Genomic DNA, 22,289 nt, shown 5'->3' with positions numbered 1-22,289 from the left:
TACTCATGTAAGTGACTGGGGTGAACGAGGAAGACAACGACGATGCAGCTTGAAAGGTGGCGGGTATAAAATGGGCAGGATTAATACTAGCGAAGTGAAGATGAGATAAGTTAGGCTGTGACCGTTTGTCACGCGCGACGCTACTGATGATGGAACAATAAATACAACGTATGAAAAAACGTATTCCCACTCTTCTGGCCACCATGATTGCCAGCGCCCTCTATAGCCATCAGGGCCTGGCAGCCGATCTCGCCTCACAGTGTATGCTGGGCGTGCCAAGCTATGACCGTCCTCTGGTACAGGGCGAGACCAATGAATTACCCGTCACCATCAATGCCGACAACGCCAAAGGGAATTACCCGGATGACGCGGTGTTTACCGGCAACGTGGACATCGCACAGGGTAATAGCCGCCTGCAGGCAGACGAAGTGCAGCTTCACCAGAAGCAAGCCGATGGCCAGCCGGAGCCAGTACGTACCGTCGATGCGCTGGGCAATGTCCATTATGATGATAATCAGGTTATTCTGAAGGGGCCGAAGGGTTGGTCTAACCTGAATACCAAAGATACCAACATCTGGGAAGGTGATTACCAGATGGTAGGCCGTCAGGGGCGCGGAAAAGCCGACCTGATGAAGCAGCGTGGGGAAAACCGCTATACCATTCTGGAAAACGGTAGCTTCACCTCCTGTCTGCCAGGTTCCGATACCTGGAGCGTTGTCGGTAGCGAAGTCATTCATGACCGTGAAGAACAGGTCGCGGAGATCTGGAACGCCCGCTTTAAACTGGGTCCGGTTCCGATCTTTTACAGTCCTTATTTACAGTTGCCCGTTGGTGATAAGCGCCGTTCCGGTTTCCTGATCCCGAACGCAAAATATTCTACCAAGAACTATTTTGAGTTCTACCTGCCGTACTACTGGAACATTGCGCCCAATATGGACGCCACTATCACGCCGCATTATATGCACCGTCGTGGCGGGATCATGTGGGAGAACGAATTCCGCTACCTCACTCAGGCTGGTGCGGGCCTGATGGAGTTCGATTATCTGAACTCCGATAAAGTGTACGAGGATGAACATCCGAAAGATGACAATTCACGTCGCTGGCTGTTTTACTGGCAACACGCCGGTGTAATGGACCAGGTGTGGCGTTTCAACGTCGACTACACCAAAGTCAGCGACTCCAGCTACTTTAATGATTTCGATAACAAATACGGTTCCAGTACCGACGGCTACGCCACGCAAAAATTCAGCGTTGGCTACGCGGTACAGAACTTTGACGCCACGGTTTCGACCAAGCAGTTCCAGGTCTTTGACGATCAGAATACAAGTAGTTATTCCGCTGAGCCGCAGTTAGATGTCAACTTCTACCAAAATGACGTTGGTCCGTTTGATACCCGCATTTATGGCCAGGCGGTGCATTTCGTTAACACCAATGACGACATGCCGGAAGCCACACGTGTTCACCTGGAACCGACTATCAACCTGCCGTTATCGAATAACTGGGGAAGTATCAATACCGAAGCGAAACTGCTGGCAACGCACTATCAGCAGACCAACCTGGATTGGTACAACAATAACCCGAGTAACGTTAACAAGCTCGATGATTCAGCCAACCGCGTCATGCCGCAGTTTAAAGTTGATGGCAAGATGGTGTTCGAGCGTGACATGCAAATGCTGGCGCCGGGTTATACCCAGACGCTGGAGCCACGCGCTCAGTACCTGTACGTCCCGTATCGCGACCAAAGTCATATCTATAACTATGACTCGTCCCTGCTGCAAGCTGACTATAGCGGCCTGTTCCGTGACCGTACCTATGGCGGCCTGGACCGTATCGCTTCCGCCAACCAGGTGACGACCGGGGTCACATCTCGCGTTTATGATGACGCAGCCGTTGAACGTTTTAATATTTCTGTGGGTCAAATCTACTATTTCACCGAGTCTCGCACCGGCGATGACAACATTAAATGGGAGAATGACGACAAAACAGGTTCACTGGTATGGGCGGGCGACACCTACTGGCGCATCTCCGATCGTTGGGGTTTACGCAGTGGGATCCAGTACGACACGCGTCTGGACAGCGTCGCAACCAGCAGCAGCAGTATCGAATACCGTCGCGACGAAAACCGTATGCTGCAGCTGAACTACCGTTACGCCAGTTCGGAGTATATCCAGGCCACTCTGCCGTCTTACTACTCCACGGCAGAGCAGTATAAAAACGGGATTTCGCAGGTGGGCGCAGTGGCAAGCTTCCCGATCGCCGATCGCTGGTCGATTGTCGGAGCTTACTACTTCGACACCAACGTGAACAAAGAAGCGGACTCCATGCTGGGCCTACAGTACAACTCCTGCTGTTACGCCATTCGCTTCGGCTACGAACGTAAGCTGAACGGTTGGGATGACACTCAGAAACATGCAGTTTATGACAACACGATCGGCTTTAATATCGAACTGCGCGGCCTGAGCTCCAACTACGGTCTCGGCACCAACCAAATGTTGCGTTCGAACATTTTGCCGTATCAAAGCTCTTTATGATCTGATTGATTTACAACGTAATCCGCATTGCGGTTAATTGAAATGGAAAAAGTATGAAGAACTGGAAAACGCTGCTTCTCGGTATCGCCATGATCGCGAATACCAGTTTCGCTGCCCCACAGGTAGTCGATAAAGTCGCAGCCGTCGTCAATAACGGCGTCGTTCTGGAAAGCGACGTCGATGGCTTAATGCAGTCAGTAAAACTTAATGCAGGTCAGGCTGGTCAGCAGTTACCGGACGATGCCACGCTGCGTCATCAGATCCTGGAACGTTTGATCATGGATCAAATCCTCCTGCAGATGGGTCAGAAGATGGGTGTGAAAATCTCTGACGAGCAGTTGGATCAGGCTATCGCCAATATCGCCAAGCAGAACAACATGACGCTGGATCAGATGCGCAGCCGTCTGGCACAGGATGGCTTAAGTTATTCGACCTATCGTAGCCAGATCCGCAAAGAGATGACCATCTCTGAAGTGCGTAACAACGAAGTTCGCCGTCGCGTCACTATCCTGCCTCAGGAAGTGGATGCCCTGGCACAGCAGGTCGGCAACCAGAACGATGCCAGCACCGAGCTGAACCTGAGCCACATTCTGATCCCATTACCGGAAAACCCAACTTCCGACCAGGTCAACGCGGCTGAAAGCCAGGCGCGCTCGGTTGTTGATGAAGCGCGTAACGGTAGCGATTTCGGCAAACTGGCCATCACTTATTCAGCCGACCAACAGGCGCTGAAAGGCGGCCAGATGGGTTGGGGACGTATTCAGGAGCTGCCGGGTATCTTCGCCCAGGCGTTAAGTACCGCGAAAAAAGGCGATATCATCGGCCCAATTCGTTCAGGTGTCGGCTTCCACATCCTGAAAGTGAACGACATGCGTGGCCAAAGCCAGAGCATCTCCGTGACTGAAGTTCACGCCCGCCACATTCTGCTTAAGCCGTCGCCGATCATGACCGATCAACAGGCGCGTCTGAAGCTGGAACAAATCGCGGCAGATATTAAGAGCGGTAAAACTACCTTCGCGGCAGCGGCTAAAGAGTTTTCTCAGGATCCCGGTTCTGCTAACCAGGGCGGCGATCTGGGCTGGGCTGCAGCGGATATTTTTGACCCTGCTTTCCGCGATGCGCTGACCAAACTTAATAAAGGCCAGATGAGCGCCCCGGTGCACTCCTCTTTCGGTTGGCATTTGATCGAACTGCTGGACACGCGTAACGTTGATAAAACTGACGCGGCGCAGAAAGACAGAGCTTACCGTATGCTGATGAACCGTAAATTCTCGGAAGAAGCAGCAACCTGGATGCAGGAACAGCGCGCCAGCGCCTACGTTAAAGTTCTGAGCAACTAATGACTCGTACTCAACGCGTTGTTATCACTCCCGGCGAACCCGCCGGGATTGGCCCGGACCTGGTGGTTCAGCTCGCCCAGCGCAAGTGGCCTGTAGAACTCGTTGTCTGTGCGGATGCAGCACTCCTCAGTGACCGGGCAGCGATGCTCGGTTTACCGCTTTCACTCCTCCCATACTCTCCAGATATCCCAGCCAAACCGCAATCAGCAGGCACATTGACGCTGTTACCGATTGCGCTGCGGGCACCTGTTGTCGCGGGTCAGTTGGCGGTAGAGAACGGGCAATATGTAGTGGATACGCTGGCTCGCGCCTGCGATGGTTGTCTGCAAGGTGAGTTTGCGGCGCTGATCACCGGTCCGGTTCACAAGGGTGTAATCAATGACGCAGGCGTCCCGTTTACCGGGCATACCGAGTTTTTTGAAGAGCGCTCACAGGCAAAGAAAGTCGTCATGATGCTGGCGACGGAAGAGCTGCGCGTTGCCCTGGCAACCACGCATTTGCCGCTCAGAGCCGTTGCCGATGCTATTACGCCCGGCCTGCTTCAGGAAGTGATCGGCATTTTGCATCATGATTTGCGCACCAAGTTCGGCATTGCCGATCCGCATATCCTGGTGTGCGGTTTAAACCCGCATGCTGGTGAAGGCGGTCATATGGGAACGGAAGAGATAGACACCCTCATTCCGGTACTCGATGAACTGCGTGCGCAAGGGATGAAATTAAACGGTCCGCTGCCCGCAGATACGCTGTTTCAGCCCAAATATCTCGACCACGCGGATGCCGTGCTGGCAATGTACCACGATCAGGGTCTCCCCGTGCTAAAATACCAGGGATTTGGTCGCGGTGTGAATATCACGCTGGGCCTGCCCTTTATTCGCACATCCGTCGATCACGGCACCGCACTTGAACTTGCGGGTCGTGGGCAAGCAGATGTCGGCAGTTTTATTACGGCGCTTAATCTCGCCATCAAAATGATTGTTAATACTAATGAATAATCGAGTCCATCAGGGCCACTTAGCCCGTAAACGTTTCGGGCAAAACTTCCTCAACGATCAATTTGTGATCGAAAGTATTGTCTCTGCTATCAACCCGCAGAAAGGTCAGGCTATGGTCGAAATCGGCCCGGGCCTGGCAGCATTGACCGAACCCGTTGGCGAACGCCTGGACAAGCTCACGGTCATTGAGCTGGACCGCGATCTCGCCGCGCGCCTGCAAACACACCCGTTTTTAGGGCCAAAGCTGACGATTTATCAGCAAGATGCCATGACTATGAACTTTGGCGAACTGGCACAAACGATGGGTCAGCCGCTGCGCGTATTCGGCAACCTGCCGTACAACATCTCCACGCCGCTGATGTTCCATCTTTTTACCTATACTGATGCCATTGCCGACATGCATTTCATGTTGCAAAAAGAGGTGGTCAATCGTCTGGTTGCAGGGCCAAACAGTAAAGCGTATGGTCGATTAAGCGTCATGGCGCAGTATTACTGCAATGTGATCCCGGTACTTGAAGTGCCGCCATCTGCATTTACGCCTGCGCCTAAAGTCGATTCCGCCGTAGTGCGTCTGGTCCCTCACGCGACAATGCCGTACCCGGTTAAAGATGTCCGTGTGCTGAGCCGTATTACCACCGAAGCGTTTAATCAGCGCCGTAAAACGGTGCGTAACAGCCTCGGTAACCTGTTTAGCGTTGAAGTACTGACAGAGCTGGGCATTGATCCGGCGATGCGAGCGGAAAATATCTCTGTCGCGCAATACTGCCGGATGGCTAACTATCTGTCAGAAAACGCGCCATCGAAGGAGAGTTAAACATGATCAATTCGCCCCGAGTGTGCATTCAGGTACAAAGCGTCTACATTGAGGCGCAATCCTCACCTGATGATGAACGTTACGTTTTTGCTTATACCGTGACTATCCGCAATTTGGGGCGAGCGCCTGTGCAGCTGTTGGGGCGTTATTGGCTGATCACCAATGGTCATGGTCGCGAAACCGAAGTTCAGGGCGAAGGTGTGGTTGGCGTTCAGCCCCACATCGAACCTGGCGAAGAGTACCAGTACACCAGCGGTGCAGTGATTGAAACGCCGCTGGGCACCATGCAGGGTCATTACGAAATGATTGATGAGCAAGGAATCGCCTTTACCATCGACATTCCCGTGTTCCGACTCGCCGTTCCTACACTCATTCATTAAAACAATAGCTATGGCAACATACCTCATTGGCGACGTTCACGGTTGTTACGATGAACTGGTAGCCTTGCTGCACCAGGTAGACTTTAATCCAGAACAAGACACCTTATGGCTCACCGGCGATCTGGTCGCCCGTGGGCCAGGGTCGTTAGACGTTTTACGCTACGTTAAATCGCTGGGCGACAGCGTACGGTTAGTCCTCGGCAATCACGATTTACACCTGCTGGCCGTGTTTGCCGGCATCAGTCGGAATAAACCAAAAGATCGGCTTACGCCGCTGCTTGAAGCACCGGATGCTGATGCATTGCTTAACTGGCTCCGCCGCCAGCCGCTGTTGCAGGTAGATGAAGAGAAGAAACTGGTGATGGCGCACGCAGGGATTACCCCACAGTGGGACCTGCAGACGGCGAAGGACTGTGCTCGCGATGTTGAAGCCGTATTGTCGAGCGATTCGTATCCCTTCTTCCTGGATGCGATGTATGGCGACATGCCAAACAACTGGACCCCGGAACTGACCGGTCTGGCCCGCCTGCGTTTTATTACCAATGCGTTTACCCGCATGCGTTACTGCTTTCCCAATGGTCAGTTGGATATGTACAGCAAAGAGTCGCCAGAAGATGCGCCAGCCCCGCTGAAGCCGTGGTTTGCCATTCCAGGCCCTGTCAGTGAAGCCTATAGCATTGCTTTCGGGCACTGGGCATCGCTGGAGGGCAAAGGCACGCCAGAAGGTATTTACGCGCTGGATACGGGGTGTTGCTGGGGAGGCGATCTCACCTGTCTGCGTTGGGAAGACAAACAGTACTTCGTGCAGCCATCAAATCGCCATTTGAATCTGGATCCCGGCGAGGCGGTCAACGCCTGATAGTCGTCTGCCGGATGCGGTGCTCGCACCTTATCCGGCCTACGAATCTGCCATCAGGCACCCAAATTAACGACGCTCCAGAATCTCGAAGCAATAGCTGTGGGAGTTTTGCGCGTCGGCATCGTGGAATTCACTGAACACCGATTCCCAGTCATCCGGTTCGTAGTCCGGGAAATGCGTATCCCCTTCAACTTCCGCATCGATGTGCGTCAGATACAGTTTCTGCGCTTTCGGCAGGAACTGCTCATACACACGTCCACCGCCAATCACCATAATTTCAGGTTCATCGCCGCAGGCCGCAATCGCTTCATCAACAGACTTCACCCACTGCACGCGATCGTCGGTGCCTGGCTTGCTGCTGATGACGATATTTTTACGCCCAGGCAACGGTCGCCCGATGGATTCCCAGGTGTGGCGTCCCATGACAACCGGCTTATTTAAGGTATTACGTTTAAACCAGGCGAGATCGGCAGGTAGGTTCCACGGCATGGCGTTTTCCATACCGATGACGCGATCTACCGCTAACGCCGCAATCAGACTGATCATTGAATGTTTCCCGGATACAAAAAAATTGTCGCCACTATACGGAAAGCGCAATCTTTCGTCGACTGGCGGAAAGAGGATGAGCATGAAAATTTTCCGTTCTGCTGGCGAACCGACCTATTTAAGGTGGTACGCCAGCATTACAGTAGTTCAAAAACAGCCAATTAGCAGTAAAGTTTGCAGAACATCACATTTTTTACCCTATGCTGACGGTTTCACTTCCGGCTCATCGGCGACGTCGCCCGTATGCTTACCTTCATCCGTGCCTTGCCAGCCATGGCGTTGAATCAACGATAAGTGCTGACGATCTTCCGCAATAATTTCACTCAGCATTGCGCTGGTGCGTTTATAAACGGCCGCGCGGGAAGTCGCGTCATTTTCCCCTTTCACCATCTCCTCTACCATCATGGTATTGAATCGGCGGAATACGTCAGCCCGCTCACGTGCCTCATAGCGCCCTAGCCCGAGACCTTCCAGCGCCAGACGTCCGGTCTTCAGTGCACCTTCAAAGGTTTCACGTTCCGGCATATCCACGCCCGCCTGGCGCAGCCGGATGTAATGATCCACGTCGCGCGCACGGGCAATAATTTGCAGATGCGGGAAATGCTCCTTCACCATTTCGGTCAGTTGCAGGCTGGTTTGCGGATCGTCAATAGCGTTAATAATGACTTCGGCTTTAACCGCCCCGGCAGACTCGAGCAGATCCATCCGGGTCGCATCGCCATAGAATACCTTCATGCCGAATTTACGCAGCGTTTCGATATGGTCCGGGTCATGATCAAGAACCACCATTTTGACCCCACTCGACAGCAACAGACGACCGGTTATCTGGCCAAAACGCCCGAACCCGGCGATGATCACCCGCGGCTGTTCCTCGTCAATTTCATCGGCCTCCCGCTCTTCACCGGTCGCCGATTTTTCCAGACGCGTCAAAATCACCAGTAAAATCGGCGTGGCCGCCATCGACAGCGCCACCGCCAGCGTGAGAGATTTCGCCCAGTCAGGGTCAAGCACGTTTGCCATTTGCGCCGCGCCAAACACCACGAAAGCAAACTCACTGCCCTGCCCTAATAAAACGGCAAACCATCTGCGCTGCTTGTTCGGTACCTGTAAGGGTTTCGCTATCAGCCACAGCATGACGGTTTTGATAACCAGGAAACCGACCAGCAGGATGATAATACGCAAGGGATTATCAATCAGCGTACCAAAGTCGATAGACATCCCCACGCCGATAAAGAACAGTCCCAGCAACAACCCTTTAAACGGCTCAATATCGCTTTCCAGCGCGTGGCGATACTCAGAGCTCGCCAGCAGCACACCGGCCAGGAATGCCCCCATCGCCATCGACAGTCCAACCTCTTCCAACAGCAGACCGAAGCCAAACACGAGGAACAGCGCAACGGCACTGAACACTTCCCGCAGGCCCGAGCGGGCGACAAAACGTAAGGCCGGACGTGTCACATAACGCCCCAACACCACCACCAATACCAGCGCGCCCGCCACCTTAAGGGCAGACAATGCAAACGCCCCAAGCGTTGTTGATGCGCCGCTCGCCGCCAGTAATGGGATCATCGCGACCAGTGGAATAGCGGCGATATCCTGGAACAGCAGCACGGCAAATGCGCTACGCCCTAGTTGCGACACCATCAGGTTACGTTCATTCATCGCCTGCATAGCGATGGCCGTGGAGGAAAGCGCCAGCGTCATGCCGATCAGTTCCGCTACCTGCCAGCGCAGGCCAAGGAACATACAGAACAAACCAATCAGACCGCCGCAAACCACCATCTGTAGCGCGCCGCCGCCGAACACCGAGGCTCTCAGTTTCCACAAACGTTGCGGATCCAGCTCCAGGCCGATAACAAACAGCATCAGCACCACGCCAATTTCCGCAAAATGCAGGATTGATTCGGCGTCCGTCACCAGCCTCAGACCCCAGGGTCCGATAATACATCCGGCGATAAGATACCCCAGCACCGACCCCAGCCCCAGCCGCACGGCGATGGGGACAATCAGTGCCGCCGAGCCGAGATAAATCAGCGCCTGTATCAGCGTATGGCTATCCATGATGAACCTCCTGCCACTCCAGCAGACGTTGTTTGTAATGACGCGCCTGCGCCTGCAGGGTTTCATCATCGCAGATAAACGTACAGTGCATCGCAAACGGCGGCAGCCATTTGAGGCCACAATAAAGCGCCGTTGCCTGTAAGGGCTGGGAGAGCACATCAAATCCAGGATGGGAGCCAATATCAAAGTGGTTTTCACCGCCGCCGGTGGTCACTGCCCATAGCAAATGCTTGCCGTGGAGCGCAGTTCCACCGTGACCGTACGCCCAACCGTGCGAAAGGACCTTATCCATCCACAGCTTGAGTAACGGAGGTGTGCTATACCATTGCATCGGATGCTGCCAGATGATCAAATCAGCGCGCGACAGCGCATCCTGTTCAGCGGCAATATCGATATTGAAGTCGGGGTAGAGCTGGTAGAGCGAGCGGATCTCCACGCCCTCCAGCGTCCTTGCCTGTTCAAGCATCCGCTTATTCGCATGCGAGTGCTGCGGATAGGGATGCGCATAAATGATGAGGATCATGATTAGCCTGTTTCACTGCATTATTGTAATAACAGTGAGTTTAGTCAGTTAATCCACAGGCTAACAGTCAATATTATTGAGTAGATAAATGGAAAAATCTGAGTTAGTTGTCCAGCTCGCTCATATCTTTAACCTGATCGCGGTTAATCTGTTCCGTCTTACCCGTTTGCGCATTTTTGTACGATACCAGGCCGGTATCATCATCGACTTGCGGTTTGCCGTCAGTGACGATTGTTTTGCCATCGGTGGTTTTAACCGCCTGGTTTGAGGAACAACCGGCTACGGTAAACAGTGCTGCTGCGGTAAAAATAGACGTGATCAGGATATGTTTTTGCATGGTGTTCTCCCTGCTTTTCAGTTGTTTTCAGTAAAATACCCAATTAACTGTAGGCTAACTGACTGAGTTGCAGGAAAAATACAGAACACTCCTAATAGCCTGTCCTGGTCACGGGCTTACTGCGAATCGTCATTTGACTGGTTTGCGCCAGCGTCAGCCCCCGCGTTTCCGGCGCGAAAGCAATCGACACCAGCAGGCCAATCAGCGAAATTCCCGCCCCCATCAGCATGACATTACTGATGCCGTATTTGCTAATGAATACCGGCAGGGCCCAGGTTGAAACAATAGTACCAATGCGGCTTAACGACATTATCACCCCGACGGCAGACGCGCGAATATCGGTAGGAAACAGTTCGTTCGGGTATAGCCACTGCAGGTTTCCTGGTCCCCCCGAGAAAAACGCGTATACGGCAAACGCCAGCACTACCAGCCACGCCCCCATATCAGGGATTAACCCCAGCACGGCCAGCGCCAGCGTCATCATAATAAAGCTGCCAATCAACAGCGGTCGGCGGCCCGCGCTATTGAGCCAGAACATGGGAGGAATGCACCCCAACATAAAGCACAGGCTTATCACCACATTGCCCAACGCGGCGCTTTTCCCGGCACCAAGCCCCAGCAGCCCAACAATCTGCGGACCGAAGGTATAGATGGCGAACATCGGGATCACCTGACAGGTCCAGATAACGGCGACAAACAGGACAAACGGGAAATGACGGCGATTAAACAGCTGTAAGAAGCGCGTCTCCTGCGGCGCTTCTTCGTCGAACACCACCGGTTCGCCGAACAGTTTGATCATCATCTCCTCGCACTCTTTCACCCGCCCTTTACGCAGCAGCCAGCGCGGGGATTCAGGAAGATCGAAACGTCCAATCAGGATCAAAATGCAAGGGATCACCGCGCTGCCCAACATCCAGCGCCATCCACCCTCAACATCATACAAACAGTAACCGACCAGGTCGGCACAGGTGGCGCCGACATACCACATCGCAGCGATAAAACCGATGGAAAAAGCGCGCTGGCGGGTATTGGAGAACTCGGTAATCATCGAGGTAGCGATCGGGTAATCAGCACCAATCACAATGCCGATTAGCACGCGCATCACCAACAGCTCAACGGGCGAGGAGACAAACATGGTTGCCGCCGATATCACGCCAATGGCGATAATATCGATGATGAACATTTTGCGCCGCCCGACCTTATCGGAAATGTAGCCAAACAGCGACGTCCCCACAAACAGACCAGCGAGCGTGCCAGCGCCCAGCAGACCAATCCACTGTGCGTCCAGTTTCAATGCTGGCGTGAGCTGTTCCAGCGCCACGCCAATCATCACCAGCACATAACCATCCAGAAACGGCCCACCGCTTCCCCACAGCATTATCCGGCGGTGAATAGTGGTAAATTTGATGTCATCAAAGTTCCTGGGCTGCTGCATAGCGACTTCCTGTTTCAACACGGGCAAAGCGTCATCTGTAGGCCGGATAAGGCGTTTACGCCGCCATCCGGCATTGGCGCCACATGATTGCCGGATGACGATGCTACCGCATCTTATCCGGCCTACGGGGGCACAACCTCGTACTTATTAGCCGTAGCGAAATTCCACGCCAAAGGTTCCGCGCGGGTATTCCCACTTTTCCAGCGCGGTATCAAGTCCGAGAATGCGGCACGTTCCGCACTCCAGGCACCCGGCGTAATCAAAACGCACACTGCCGTCGTCCTGCTTTTTATACAGTCCAGCCGGACAGGCCTTAATCAGCACTTCCAGCGCCTGTTTATCAGGTTCGGTTTTGAGAATGATATGCGGGCTGTCTTCATCCACATTGAACTTATTGACGCCCAGTTTGACGTCCACATTGACGGGAGATGTCATAATACGGTCACTCCTTTCAGGCCATCTTTCATCAGGTTGATGAAGCCCACTTTCTTCGCATGGCGCAGGATTTTTTTGCGCATTGGCACCGGAGCGGAACCATCCACGGTGAACAGGTCGCGCGCGATACTGACCGCCATTTCAGGATAGGCGGTAAACATGCGTGGGTTATCAAGGAAAGCGGGAAGCTTCTGATACATGCGCATATCGCGCATCGGACCCTCGTCGAGATGCTGACGATATTCGCCCAACGACTGCTTGCTAAAATCATCGCGCTTCATTGCGGAGAGCACCGTTTTCGCCGCCGCTTCGCCTGCGGATATGGCGAGATCCATACCGCGGATGGTAAAGCCGAGGTTCATACACATTCCGGCAGCATCACCGGCAATCAGGACGCCGTCACCCACCAGTTCTGGCTGCATATTGATACCGGCTTCCGGAACAACATGCGCGGCATATTCCACCAGCTTGCCACCGGCGATCAGCGGGGCTACTGCCGGATGCTGTTTGAAATCTTCCAGCATTTGCGGGACCGATTTTTTCGCGTCTTTCAGATGATGAAGGCCGCAGACCAGTCCCAGAGAAAGGGTCGTTTCATTCGTATAAAGAAAGCCACCGCCCATCAATCCATCGGTTGGCGAACCGGCAAACAGGCAGGCTGCGCCTTCGTTCCCCTGTAACTGGAAACGATCTTCAATTACCGATTTTGGCAGTTCGATCAGCTCTTTTACGCCGACGGCAACATGCGATGCCTCCACGCGCTTTGCCATACCCAGCTTTTCAGCCAGCAGAGAATTCACCCCGTCGGCGAGGATCACCACTTTAGCTTCCAGAATATCGCCGTCGGCTTCCACGCCCACGACTTTACCCTCGCGCTGCACAACGTTATCCACGCGAATACCGGTGATGAGCTGAGCGCCCGCCTCTTCGGCCTGCTCCATCAGCCAGGCGTCAAATTTACTGCGTAAGACGGAATAAGAAACCTGCGACGATGCGACCTCTTCACCATTGCAGTAATCGATGGTCATCGCCCCTTTGTCGGTCATAAAGGCGAGTTTTTCGTGGGTGATGATGCGTTCAATGGGAGCCTGCTCAGCAAAACCGGGAATGATGCGCTCCAGGCTATGCGCATACATGCGCCCACCGGTGACATTCTTCGCGCCAGCAGAATTGCCGCGCTCGATAACCAGCACCTGTGCACCTTCCCGAGCCAGCACCAGCGCCGCGACCGAACCCGCCAGACCTGCACCCACGATGATGGCATCAAAGATATCTTCGGACATACGTACTCCTGTCAGCGGCAGGATACCTTCGCATCCTGCCCGAATGGTTTAACGCGCTAAGGCAGCCGTCAGCGCAGGCAGGATCTTCAGCGCATCGCCAACGATGCCATAATCTGCATACTGGAAAATCGGCGCATTTTTGTCTTTGTTGATGGCGAAAATCGTCTGTGCGCCGTTGGCGCCGACCATATGTTGGATCTGCCCGGAGATCCCCACGGCCAGATACAGTTCAGGCTTAAGCATCAGGTTGGAGATGCCGACGTAGCGTTCATGCTCCATCCACTTCTCGTTTTCCGCCACCGGACGGGAACAGGCCAGCTCAGCGCCAATCGTCTGGCACAGCGCTTCTGCCAGCGAGATATTTTCTTTACTGCCGATACCGCGCCCCACGCTGACCACCAGACGGGCTTTGTCGAGATCGACGCTGTTGCTCTGACGCGCCTGAGTGGCTGTACGCGTCACGGCAATGGCCGGAGCCTGCCACTGCACGGTGTGCACCTCGCCGCTGCGGGCGGTATCCGGTTGCTGCGCATCAAATGTTCCGCTGCTGAGCGTGATCACGGCAAACGGTGAGGCGATTGTTTCTGCTCCCATCGCCAGGCCGCCGTAGACCATATGTTTGACCGCCGCTTTTCCGTCCTGCACTGCAACTGCGCTGGCGTCATTTGAGACCGCAGCCGACAAGCGAAAGCCCAGCTTTGCCGCTAGCAGCTTGCCCCGACGCGTATTCGGCAGCAGCACCGCGCCGTCCTCGCTGTGCTGACGAATGGTCTCGGCCATCACATCGGCGTAGTCTTCAACCATACGGTCTTCGGGTTTGCCGCTGAGCAGCCAGACATGTTCCGCGCCTAAATGGCATGCCGTCGCGCCGTCCTCATCGCTGAGCACAAACGTGTTAACTTTTTCACCTAAAGCCTGCGCACCATTCATCAGTTCCGGCAGACGAGAAGGGGTATCGCTGAATACCCAGATACTGGAAAATTTGTTCATAACATCCCCTGATAATTAAATGATTTTGCGAAGATTCTCGACAAACGCGGCAATCTGTTCTTCACCGTCGCCTTCAATGACAACGCGCTGACGCTCGCGCTGCTTCGGCGCAGCAACCTGTTGTTCGGAATACGCCTGCGCGCTGTTCAACCCAATGTCTGCAGGCGACCAGACCTGAACCGGTTTTTTCGCTGCGCCAAGGATGGCTTTCATAGAAGGGATTTGTGGGGTGTTGATATCCGTAGAAACTGCGATCACCGCCGGGAGCGGGATGCTTAGCGTTTCAACTTCATCTTCCAGTTCACGCTCTACCGTCAACGTGCTGTCGGTAAGCGAGAGGATTTTACTCACGCCGTTAATCGCCGGAACGTTCAGCGCTTCGCCCACCAGCAGACCAACCTGCTGAGCATAAAGATCGGAAGAACCGTCACCGCAAATAAGCAGATCGAAACCTGACTTTTGCGCCGCGGCAGCCAGCGCGCTGGCCGTTTGTTGCGGCAGCGCCTGCTCGAATTGATCGTCGATAACAACAATCAGTTCATCCGGGCCACGGGAGAGCACATCTTTGCGCCCTTTTGCATTAGTCAGCGCTTTGCCGCCAACGCTCATGGCGACAACCTGGGCCTCTCCTGCCTGTTGTTTCAACTGACAGGCCGTTTCGATCGCATTCAGATCGTATTGGCTGATTTTGCCATCTGCTTTGCTGAAATCGAGAGAACCATCAGCATTATTAATCGCAATATCCTGTTCATCAGGTACGCATTTGTAGCAAGTAATTATCTTCATTGCATCTCCAGAAATCATGAAGGAAACGTATTTATATCGGCGGTGTTAAATACAGATATCACGCTCTTTAATTCGGAAATAAAACATTAATCACCAATATTGAAAATGTCACACATTGAAATTCGTAACTTTCAATAGTGTTACATGCCTCACCAATATTGAAAGAATCATGTCAAACACGAAAATTTTCAATATTGTTTACTGGTTCAACAATATTGAACGCCAGTCACTTAAAAAAGTCAAAAAATCAACACTAACTATATAATTAATAAAGAAAAAACAAGAAAACACCAACAAAATAGCCAGCATAAAAAAGTGTGACCGCGATAACGGAATAGCCGGAAATGAATACCCATTATGAGTTACTCACTGAGGCGCTCCCAGAGGTTAAAAAGTTATCAACAAATCATTAATAATAAATAAACAAACGATCATGCACGGGTACGCTAAATAAATTTCGTTTTCACACTGGAATTCACTTATGAAAAATGAAAAGAGAAAATCGGGAATTGAACCGAAGGTTTTTTTTCCGCCATTAATAATAGTCGGAATACTTTGTTGGCTAACAGTAAGAGATCTGGACGCGGCTAACGTCGTTATTAATGCGGTATTCAGTTATGTCACCAACGTCTGGGGTTGGGCATTTGAATGGTATATGGTCGTCATGCTCTTCGGCTGGTTCTGGTTGGTCTTTGGCCCGTATTCGAAAAAGAAATTAGGCGACGAAAAACCCGAGTTTAGTACCGCCAGCTGGATTTTTATGATGTTCGCTTCCTGTACATCCGCCGCGGTGCTGTTCTGGGGTTCCATCGAGATCTACTACTACATCTCCACCCCGCCGTTTGCCCTCGCCCCTAACTCCACGGGCGCAAAGGAACTGGGCCTGGCGTACAGCCTGTTCCACTGGGGACCTCTGCCGTGGGCAACCTATAGCTTCCTCTCCGTAGCCTTCGCCTACTTCTTCTTTGTGCGCAAGATGGACGTCATCCGCCCCAGCTCCACGCTGGTGCCGCTGGTGGGCGAAAAGCATGCGAAAGGGCTGTTCGGTACGATCGTCGATAACTTCTACCTGGTGGCGCTGATCTTTGCGATGGGTACCAGCCTCGGTCTGGCGACGCCGCTGGTCACCGAGTGTATGCAATGGCTGTTCGGTATTCCGCATACGCTGCAACTCGACGCCATCATCATTACCTGCTGGATCATATTGAACGCTATTTGCGTGGCCTGTGGGCTGCAAAAGGGAGTCAAAATCGCCAGCGACGTGCGTAGCTACCTGAGCTTCCTGATGCTGGGCTGGGTGTTTATCGTCAGCGGCGCCAGCTTCATCATGAACTACTTCACCGACTCGGTCGGCATGCTGCTGATGTATCTGCCGCGCATGCTGTTCTACACCGATGCCATCGGCAAAGGCGGCTTCCCGCAGGGCTGGACCGTCTTCTACTGGGCGTGGTGGGTCATCTACGCCATCCAGATGAGTATCTTCCTGGCGCGTATTTCTCGCGGTCGTACCGTACGTGAACTGTGCTTCGGGATGGTACTGGGCCTGACTGCTTCGACCTGGATCCTGTGGACTGTCCTTGGCAGCAACACGCTGCTGCTGATGGATAAAAACATTCTCAACATCCCGCAGCTGATTGAACAACACGGCGTGGCGCGCGCCATTATCGAAACCTGGGCAGCTTTACCGCTTAGCACCGCCACCATGTGGGGCTTCTTCATCCTCTGCTTCATTGCCACCGTAACGCTGATTAACGCCTGCTCTTACACCCTGGCGATGTCCACCTGTCGCGAAGTTCGCGACGGCGAAGAACCGCCGCTGTTAGTGCGTATCGGCTGGTCCATTCTGGTCGGCATCATCGGTATCGTTCTGTTGGCGCTGGGCGGGCTGAAGCCGATACAGACCGCGATTATCGCCGGAGGATGTCCGCTGTTCTTCGTCAACATCATGGTGACGCTGTCCTTTATTAAAGACGCCAAAGTGCACTGGAAAGACAAGTAATTCTTATTAACCCAATTGATCAAGAGGCTGAAAGATGGATTTCAACTTAAATGACGAGCAGGAACTGTTTGTCGCTGGTATTCGTGAACTGATGGCCAGTGAGAACTGGGAAGCTTATTTTGCCGAGTGCGATCGCGACAGCGTCTACCCTGAGCGTTTTGTAAAAGCGCTGGCGGATATGGGCATTGATAGCCTGTTGATTCCGGAAGAACACGGTGGACTGGAAGCGGGTTTTGTCACCGTCGCCGCCGTCTGGATGGAGCTCGGACGCCTGGGCGCGCCAACCTATGTGCTGTACCAGTTGCCGGGCGGTTTTAACACGTTCCTGCGTGAAGGGACTCAGGAGCAAATCGATAAAATCATGGCGTTCCAGGGAACGGGTAAGCAGATGTGGAACTCTGCCATCACCGAACCGGGAGCGGGATCGGATGTTGGTAGCCTGAAAACCACTTATACACGCAAAAATGGTAAGGTTTATCTTAATGGCAGTAAGTGCTTTATCACCAGCAGCGCCTATACCCCGTACATCGTGGTGATGGCGAGGGATGGCGCATCGCCGGATAAACCTGTTTACACCGAGTGGTTCGTTGACATGAGCAAAGCGGGTATCAAGGTCAACAAGCTGGAGAAACTCGGTCTGCGCATGGACAGCTGCTGTGAAATCACCTTTGACGACGTTGAACTGGACGAGAAAGACATGTTCGGTCGGGAAGGTAATGGCTTCAACCGCGTGAAAGAAGAGTTTGACCATGAACGCTTCCTCGTCGCGCTGACCAACTACGGTACGGCAATGTGCGCTTTTGAAGATGCGGCACGCTACGCCAATCAGCGCGTACAGTTTGGCGAAACTATCGGCCGTTTCCAGCTGATTCAGGAGAAGTTCGCGCACATGGCGATCAAACTGAATTCCATGAAAAACATGCTGCTGGAAGCCGCATGGAAAGCGGATAACGGCACCATTACTTCAGGCGACGCGGCAATGTGCAAATACTTCTGCGCCAATGCCGCGTTTGAAGTGGTCGATACCGCCATGCAGGTGTTGGGCGGAGTAGGTATCGCGGGCAACCATCGCATCACGCGCTTCTGGCGCGACCTGCGCGTTGACCGTGTTTCTGGTGGTTCTGACGAAATGCAGATCCTGACGTTGGGTCGTGCGGTACTCAAGCAATACCGCTAGAACGACGCAACCTGTAGGCCTGATAAGACGCTTTAGCGTCGCCATCAGGCAATCAATGCCGGATGGCGGCGCGAGCGCCTTATCCGGCCTACATGGACACCCATAAATGCCAGGAGAAAAATTATGCATCATTTACCCATGCCAGCCTTTGGCCCACTTGCCGGGGTACGCGTCGTTTTTTCAGGGATCGAAATTGCCGGTCCGTTCGCCGGACAAATGTTCGCCGAATGGGGCGCGGAGGTTATCTGGATTGAAAACGTCGCATGGGCGGACACTATCCGCGTACAGCCTAACTATCCGCAGCTCTCACGCCGTAACCTGCACGCCCTGTCGCTGAATATTTTCAAAGATGAAGGCCGGGAAGCGTTTCTTAAGCTCATGGAAACCACCGATATTTTCATTGAAGCCAGTAAAGGCCCAGCCTTTGCCCGCCGCGGTATTACCGATGAAGTGCTGTGGGAACATAACCCGAAGCTGGTTATCGCCCACCTTTCCGGCTTTGGCCAGTACGGTACCGAGGAGTACACCAATCTTCCGGCGTATAACACCATCGCGCAGGCGTTTAGCGGCTATCTGATTCAAAACGGCGACGTTGATCAGCCAATGCCCGCCTTCCCGTACACCGCCGATTACTTCTCCGGGATGACCGCAACGACGGCTGCGCTGGCGGCCCTGCACAAAGTACGCGAAACGGGTAAAGGCGAAAGCATTGATATCGCCATGTACGAAGTAATGCTGCGCATGGGGCAATACTTCATGATGGACTACTTCAACGGCGGCGAAATTTGCCCACGCATGACCAAAGGCAAAGACCCGTATTACGCTGGCTGCGGCCTGTATAAATGCGCCGATGGCTATATCGTCATGGAACTGGTCGGCATCACGCAAATCAACGAGTGCTTCAAGGATATTGGCCTCGCCCACATTCTTGGCACACCGGAAGTCCCGGAAGGCACCCAGCTTATTCATCGTGTGGAATGCCCATACGGCCCGCTCGTGGAAGAGAAACTGGACGTCTGGCTGGCAGCGCACACCATCGCCGAAGTCCAGGCGCGCTTTGCTGAGCTGAACATCGCCTGCGCGAAAGTGCTGACCATTCCGGAACTGGAAGGCAACCCGCAGTACGTTGCCCGTGAATCCATTACTCAGTGGCAGACGATGGACGGTCGCACCTGCAAAGGGCCGAACATCATGCCGAAATTTAAAAACAACCCGGGGAAAATTTGGCGTGGCATGCCATCACACGGCATGGATACCGCCGCCATTCTGAAAAACATCGGTTATAGCGAAGCAGACATAAATGAGCTGGTCGGCAAAGGCCTGGCCAGAGTTGAGGAATAAACGCGACGCGCTGACCCGCTCGTTGGTTGGCGCTCACGCCTGATTTCAGTGGATAAAGCAATATGGATATCGTTGGCGGACAAAACTTACGTCAGATGTGGGACGACCTGGCCGGGGTGTACGGAAATAAAACGGCGTTAATTTTCGAATCCTGCGAAGGAATCGTTCGGCAGTTTAGCTATGCCTCGCTCAATGAAGAGATTAACCGCACGGCAAACCTTTTCCATTCCTTAGGGATCCGCAAGGGCGATAAGGTCGCATTGCATCTGGATAACTGTCCGGAATTCATCTTTTGCTGGTTTGGGCTGGCAAAAATTGGCGCCATTATGGTGCCGATTAATGCCCGCTTACTGGGCGAAGAAAGCGCCTGGATCCTGCAAAACAGCCAGGTGAGCATGCTGGTCACCAGCGCCCAGTTTTATCCTATGTACCGCCAGATACGGCTGGAAAATACCACTCCGCTGAATCATATCTGTCTGATTGGCGAGCAGCTTCCGGTTGACGACGGCGTGAGCCACTTTACCCAACTGCAGGCCAGCCAGTCGACCACGCTGTGCTATACGCCCGCGTTATCCACTGACGATACGGCGGAAATTCTGTTTACCTCAGGCACCACCTCGCGGCCTAAAGGGGTGGTGATTACCCACTACAACCTGCGTTTTGCAGGCTACTACACTTCCTGGCAAATCGCTCTGCGCGATGATGACGTCTATATGACGGTGATGCCCGCTTTTCATATCGACTGCCAGTGTACGGCGGCTATGGCGGCATTCTCCGCAGGCAGCACCTTTGTGCTGTTGGAGAAGTACAGCGCCAGAGCGTTCTGGGATCAGGTGCGTAGATATCAGGCGACGGTCACCGAATGCATTCCGATGATGATCAGAACGCTGATGGTACAACCTGCCGCACCAACCGACAGACAGCATCACCTGCGCGAAGTCATGTTCTATCTCAATTTATCTGCGCAGGAAAAAGACGCCTTTACCGAACGCTTTGGCGTCAGGCTGCTGACCTCCTACGGCATGACTGAAACCATCGTCGGTATTATTGGCGACCGTCCCGGAGACAAGCGGCGCTGGCCCTCTATTGGTCGCGTAGGTTTTAGCTATGAAGCCGAAATCCGTGACGATCACAACCGTCCCCTGCCCGCCGGAGAAATTGGCGAAATCTGCATTAAAGGCGTGCCGGGCAAAACAATCTTCAAAGAGTACTACGCCCAGCCGGAGGCTACCGCCAAAGCGCTGGAACCTGAGGGCTGGTTACATACCGGAGATTCAGGTTACCAGGATGCAGACGGCTTTTTTTATTTCGTCGACAGGCGCTGCAACATGATTAAACGCGGCGGGGAAAATGTCTCCTGCGTCGAACTGGAAAATATTATTTCTGCGCATCCGAAAATTCAGGACATTGTGGTGGTTGGTATTAAAGACTCGATCCGTGATGAAGCCATCAAAGCGTTTATCGTCCTTAATGAAGGTGAAACATTAAGCGAAGCCGAGTTCTTCAGCTTCTGTGAAAACAATATGGCGAAATTCAAGGTTCCCTCTTTTATGGAGATAAGAGCCGACCTGCCGCGTAATTGTTCAGGAAAAATAATCAAAAAAAATCTGAAATAAGCCTTCCGGCCGGAATTCCTCCTGCCGGGAAACCTATTTATCTGGAGATGAACTATGAGTGAATCATTACATCTGACCCGTAACGGCTCGATCCTGGAAATTACCCTCGACCGGCCTAAAGCCAATGCCATCGACGCGAAAACCAGCTTTGCCATGGGGGAAGCTTTTCTTAATTTTCGTGACGACCCGGAATTACGCGTAGCGATTATCACCGGCGGTGGTGAGAAATTCTTTTCTGCGGGCTGGGATTTAAAAGCGGCGGCTGAAGGTGAAGCGCCGGATGCCGATTTTGGCCCAGGCGGCTTCGCCGGTTTAACCGAAATTTTCGACCTCGATAAACCAGTCATCGCCGCGGTAAACGGTTATGCGTTTGGCGGTGGTTTTGAGCTGGCGCTGGCGGCGGATTTTATCGTCTGCGCGGAAAATGCCAGCTTCGCGCTGCCGGAAGCCAAGCTCGGGATCGTGCCTGACAGCGGCGGCGTACTGCGTCTGCCTAAACTGTTGCCACCGGCTATTGTCAACGAAATGGTGATGACCGGCAGGCGAATGAGCGCCGAAGAAGCGCTGCGCTGGGGTATCGTCAACCGCGTTGTCAGCCAGAGCGAACTGATGGATAGCGCACGCGAACTGGCGCAGCAGCTGGTAAATAGCGCCCCGCTCGCTATTGCCGCACTGAAAGAGATTTACCGTGCGACCAGCGAAATGCCGGTGGAAGAAGGCTACCGTTACATCCGCAGCGGCGTGCTAAAGCACTATCCGTCGGTGCTGCACTCGGAAGATGCGCTCGAAGGACCGCAGGCGTTTGCCGAAAAACGCGATCCGGTATGGAAAGGTCGTTAATGTG

At 53.4% G+C, this 22,289-nt stretch carries 20 protein-coding genes; 11 read left to right on the top strand and 9 right to left on the bottom strand.

What is annotated here, in order from left to right:
• Positions 1 to 170 precede the first annotated feature (170 nt).
• From lptD to apaH, 6 genes are read left to right on the top strand one after another with little or no spacing between them, the layout of a single operon-like run.
• Positions 171 to 2,531 (top strand): LPS assembly protein LptD, encoded by a 2,361-nt coding sequence (gene lptD / locus OGV94_RS20725; protein ID WP_043018399.1) that lies wholly within the window; start codon positions 171 to 173, stop codon positions 2,529 to 2,531.
• 53 nt (positions 2,532 to 2,584) lie between these two features.
• Positions 2,585 to 3,871, top strand: coding sequence for a peptidylprolyl isomerase SurA (surA, locus tag OGV94_RS20720; protein ID WP_003829603.1), 1,287 nt, complete (start codon positions 2,585 to 2,587; stop codon positions 3,869 to 3,871).
• A complete protein-coding gene (gene pdxA / locus OGV94_RS20715; RefSeq protein WP_080625734.1) occupies positions 3,871 to 4,863 on the top strand; it encodes a 4-hydroxythreonine-4-phosphate dehydrogenase PdxA in 993 nt (330 codons plus the stop codon). The genes surA and pdxA overlap by 1 nt, the downstream gene beginning before the upstream one ends.
• Positions 4,856 to 5,677: a 16S rRNA (adenine(1518)-N(6)/adenine(1519)-N(6))-dimethyltransferase RsmA gene (gene rsmA, locus OGV94_RS20710; protein ID WP_005124503.1), complete on the top strand. Its 822-nt coding sequence runs from the start codon at positions 4,856 to 4,858 to the stop codon at positions 5,675 to 5,677. Before pdxA ends, rsmA begins: the two co-directional genes overlap by 8 nt.
• A 2-nt stretch (positions 5,678 to 5,679) precedes the next feature.
• Positions 5,680 to 6,057, top strand: a complete 378-nt coding sequence (apaG, locus tag OGV94_RS20705; RefSeq protein WP_003018867.1) for a Co2+/Mg2+ efflux facilitator ApaG/CorD — start codon at positions 5,680 to 5,682, stop codon at positions 6,055 to 6,057.
• 10 nt (positions 6,058 to 6,067) lie between these two features.
• The gene (gene apaH, locus OGV94_RS20700; protein WP_043018397.1) at positions 6,068 to 6,916 is read left to right on the top strand and encodes a bis(5'-nucleosyl)-tetraphosphatase (symmetrical) ApaH; all 849 of its coding nucleotides are present in this window, start codon (positions 6,068 to 6,070) and stop codon (positions 6,914 to 6,916) included.
• Positions 6,917 to 6,982: 66 nt separating this feature from the next.
• Here the strand turns inward: apaH and folA are convergent, their stop codons facing one another.
• From folA to OGV94_RS20655, 9 genes are all read right to left on the bottom strand, one after another.
• Complete coding sequence (gene folA, locus OGV94_RS20695) at positions 6,983 to 7,462, bottom strand: type 3 dihydrofolate reductase (protein ID WP_003018873.1); 480 nt, start codon at positions 7,460 to 7,462, stop codon at positions 6,983 to 6,985.
• A gap of 198 nt (positions 7,463 to 7,660) precedes the next feature.
• Complete coding sequence (gene kefC, locus OGV94_RS20690; protein ID WP_286524293.1) at positions 7,661 to 9,523, bottom strand: glutathione-regulated potassium-efflux system protein KefC; 1,863 nt, start codon at positions 9,521 to 9,523, stop codon at positions 7,661 to 7,663.
• The gene (gene kefF, locus OGV94_RS20685; protein ID WP_043018395.1) at positions 9,516 to 10,046 is read right to left on the bottom strand and encodes a glutathione-regulated potassium-efflux system oxidoreductase KefF; all 531 of its coding nucleotides are present in this window, start codon (positions 10,044 to 10,046) and stop codon (positions 9,516 to 9,518) included. Before kefF ends, kefC begins: the two co-directional genes overlap by 8 nt.
• A gap of 103 nt (positions 10,047 to 10,149) precedes the next feature.
• Positions 10,150 to 10,383 carry a YgdI/YgdR family lipoprotein gene (locus OGV94_RS20680; RefSeq protein ID WP_003018880.1) on the bottom strand — a complete coding sequence of 78 codons (234 nt, stop codon included), beginning with the start codon at positions 10,381 to 10,383 and terminating at the stop codon, positions 10,150 to 10,152.
• A gap of 91 nt (positions 10,384 to 10,474) precedes the next feature.
• Positions 10,475 to 11,818: an MFS transporter gene (locus OGV94_RS20675; protein WP_286524291.1), complete on the bottom strand. Its 1,344-nt coding sequence runs from the start codon at positions 11,816 to 11,818 to the stop codon at positions 10,475 to 10,477.
• 147 nt (positions 11,819 to 11,965) lie between these two features.
• The gene (fixX, locus tag OGV94_RS20670) at positions 11,966 to 12,253 is read right to left on the bottom strand and encodes a ferredoxin-like protein FixX (protein ID WP_047406270.1); all 288 of its coding nucleotides are present in this window, start codon (positions 12,251 to 12,253) and stop codon (positions 11,966 to 11,968) included.
• The gene (locus OGV94_RS20665; RefSeq protein WP_286524288.1) at positions 12,250 to 13,536 is read right to left on the bottom strand and encodes an FAD-dependent oxidoreductase; all 1,287 of its coding nucleotides are present in this window, start codon (positions 13,534 to 13,536) and stop codon (positions 12,250 to 12,252) included. The genes fixX and OGV94_RS20665 overlap by 4 nt, the downstream gene beginning before the upstream one ends.
• Before the next feature lie 48 nt (positions 13,537 to 13,584).
• Positions 13,585 to 14,526 (bottom strand): electron transfer flavoprotein subunit alpha/FixB family protein, encoded by a 942-nt coding sequence (locus tag OGV94_RS20660; RefSeq protein WP_043018392.1) that lies wholly within the window; start codon positions 14,524 to 14,526, stop codon positions 13,585 to 13,587.
• Positions 14,527 to 14,541: 15 nt separating this feature from the next.
• Positions 14,542 to 15,312 carry an electron transfer flavoprotein FixA gene (locus OGV94_RS20655; protein ID WP_286524286.1) on the bottom strand — a complete coding sequence of 257 codons (771 nt, stop codon included), beginning with the start codon at positions 15,310 to 15,312 and terminating at the stop codon, positions 14,542 to 14,544.
• A 481-nt stretch (positions 15,313 to 15,793) separates the two neighbouring features.
• On the opposite strand from OGV94_RS20655, the gene caiT reads away from it, so the two are divergent.
• From caiT to caiD, 5 genes are all read left to right on the top strand, one after another.
• Positions 15,794 to 17,311 carry an L-carnitine/gamma-butyrobetaine antiporter gene (gene caiT / locus OGV94_RS20650; protein WP_043018390.1) on the top strand — a complete coding sequence of 506 codons (1,518 nt, stop codon included), beginning with the start codon at positions 15,794 to 15,796 and terminating at the stop codon, positions 17,309 to 17,311.
• 34 nt (positions 17,312 to 17,345) lie between these two features.
• Positions 17,346 to 18,488 carry a crotonobetainyl-CoA dehydrogenase gene (gene caiA, locus OGV94_RS20645; protein WP_003018898.1) on the top strand — a complete coding sequence of 381 codons (1,143 nt, stop codon included), beginning with the start codon at positions 17,346 to 17,348 and terminating at the stop codon, positions 18,486 to 18,488.
• A gap of 123 nt (positions 18,489 to 18,611) precedes the next feature.
• Positions 18,612 to 19,829 (top strand): L-carnitine CoA-transferase, encoded by a 1,218-nt coding sequence (caiB, locus tag OGV94_RS20640; protein WP_199994977.1) that lies wholly within the window; start codon positions 18,612 to 18,614, stop codon positions 19,827 to 19,829.
• A gap of 62 nt (positions 19,830 to 19,891) precedes the next feature.
• Positions 19,892 to 21,445 (top strand): crotonobetaine/carnitine-CoA ligase, encoded by a 1,554-nt coding sequence (gene caiC / locus OGV94_RS20635; RefSeq protein ID WP_075145221.1) that lies wholly within the window; start codon positions 19,892 to 19,894, stop codon positions 21,443 to 21,445.
• A 54-nt stretch (positions 21,446 to 21,499) separates the two neighbouring features.
• Positions 21,500 to 22,285 carry a crotonobetainyl-CoA hydratase gene (gene caiD / locus OGV94_RS20630; protein WP_043018387.1) on the top strand — a complete coding sequence of 262 codons (786 nt, stop codon included), beginning with the start codon at positions 21,500 to 21,502 and terminating at the stop codon, positions 22,283 to 22,285.
• The last annotated feature ends 4 nt before the right edge of the window (positions 22,286 to 22,289 follow it).

The organism is Citrobacter sp. Ce006 (genome assembly GCF_030336535.1).
In the GTDB taxonomy this organism is placed as follows: Bacteria; Pseudomonadota; Gammaproteobacteria; order Enterobacterales; family Enterobacteriaceae; genus Citrobacter; species Citrobacter europaeus.
This window is presented reverse-complemented; position numbering and strand designations above follow the sequence as displayed.

Excerpts from the sequence above, each read along its gene's own strand:
- apaH (WP_043018397.1), top strand. The coding sequence starts at position 6,068 with ATGGCAACATACCTCATTGGCGACGTTCACGGTTGTTACGATGAACTG.
- kefC (WP_286524293.1), bottom strand. The coding sequence starts at position 9,523 with ATGGATAGCCATACGCTGATACAGGCGCTGATTTATCTCGGCTCGGCG.
- caiA (WP_003018898.1), top strand. The coding sequence starts at position 17,346 with ATGGATTTCAACTTAAATGACGAGCAGGAACTGTTTGTCGCTGGTATT.
- OGV94_RS20675 (WP_286524291.1), bottom strand. The coding sequence starts at position 11,818 with ATGCAGCAGCCCAGGAACTTTGATGACATCAAATTTACCACTATTCAC.
- OGV94_RS20665 (WP_286524288.1), bottom strand. The coding sequence starts at position 13,536 with ATGTCCGAAGATATCTTTGATGCCATCATCGTGGGTGCAGGTCTGGCG.
- kefF (WP_043018395.1), bottom strand. The coding sequence starts at position 10,046 with ATGATCCTCATCATTTATGCGCATCCCTATCCGCAGCACTCGCATGCG.
- rsmA (WP_005124503.1), top strand. The coding sequence starts at position 4,856 with ATGAATAATCGAGTCCATCAGGGCCACTTAGCCCGTAAACGTTTCGGG.
- surA (WP_003829603.1), top strand. The coding sequence starts at position 2,585 with ATGAAGAACTGGAAAACGCTGCTTCTCGGTATCGCCATGATCGCGAAT.
- OGV94_RS20660 (WP_043018392.1), bottom strand. The coding sequence starts at position 14,526 with ATGAACAAATTTTCCAGTATCTGGGTATTCAGCGATACCCCTTCTCGT.
- folA (WP_003018873.1), bottom strand. The coding sequence starts at position 7,462 with ATGATCAGTCTGATTGCGGCGTTAGCGGTAGATCGCGTCATCGGTATG.
- lptD (WP_043018399.1), top strand. The coding sequence starts at position 171 with ATGAAAAAACGTATTCCCACTCTTCTGGCCACCATGATTGCCAGCGCC.
- OGV94_RS20680 (WP_003018880.1), bottom strand. The coding sequence starts at position 10,383 with ATGCAAAAACATATCCTGATCACGTCTATTTTTACCGCAGCAGCACTG.
- caiB (WP_199994977.1), top strand. The coding sequence starts at position 18,612 with ATGCATCATTTACCCATGCCAGCCTTTGGCCCACTTGCCGGGGTACGC.
- fixX (WP_047406270.1), bottom strand. The coding sequence starts at position 12,253 with ATGACATCTCCCGTCAATGTGGACGTCAAACTGGGCGTCAATAAGTTC.
- caiD (WP_043018387.1), top strand. The coding sequence starts at position 21,500 with ATGAGTGAATCATTACATCTGACCCGTAACGGCTCGATCCTGGAAATT.
- OGV94_RS20655 (WP_286524286.1), bottom strand. The coding sequence starts at position 15,312 with ATGAAGATAATTACTTGCTACAAATGCGTACCTGATGAACAGGATATT.
- caiT (WP_043018390.1), top strand. The coding sequence starts at position 15,794 with ATGAAAAATGAAAAGAGAAAATCGGGAATTGAACCGAAGGTTTTTTTT.
- apaG (WP_003018867.1), top strand. The coding sequence starts at position 5,680 with ATGATCAATTCGCCCCGAGTGTGCATTCAGGTACAAAGCGTCTACATT.
- pdxA (WP_080625734.1), top strand. The coding sequence starts at position 3,871 with ATGACTCGTACTCAACGCGTTGTTATCACTCCCGGCGAACCCGCCGGG.
- caiC (WP_075145221.1), top strand. The coding sequence starts at position 19,892 with ATGGATATCGTTGGCGGACAAAACTTACGTCAGATGTGGGACGACCTG.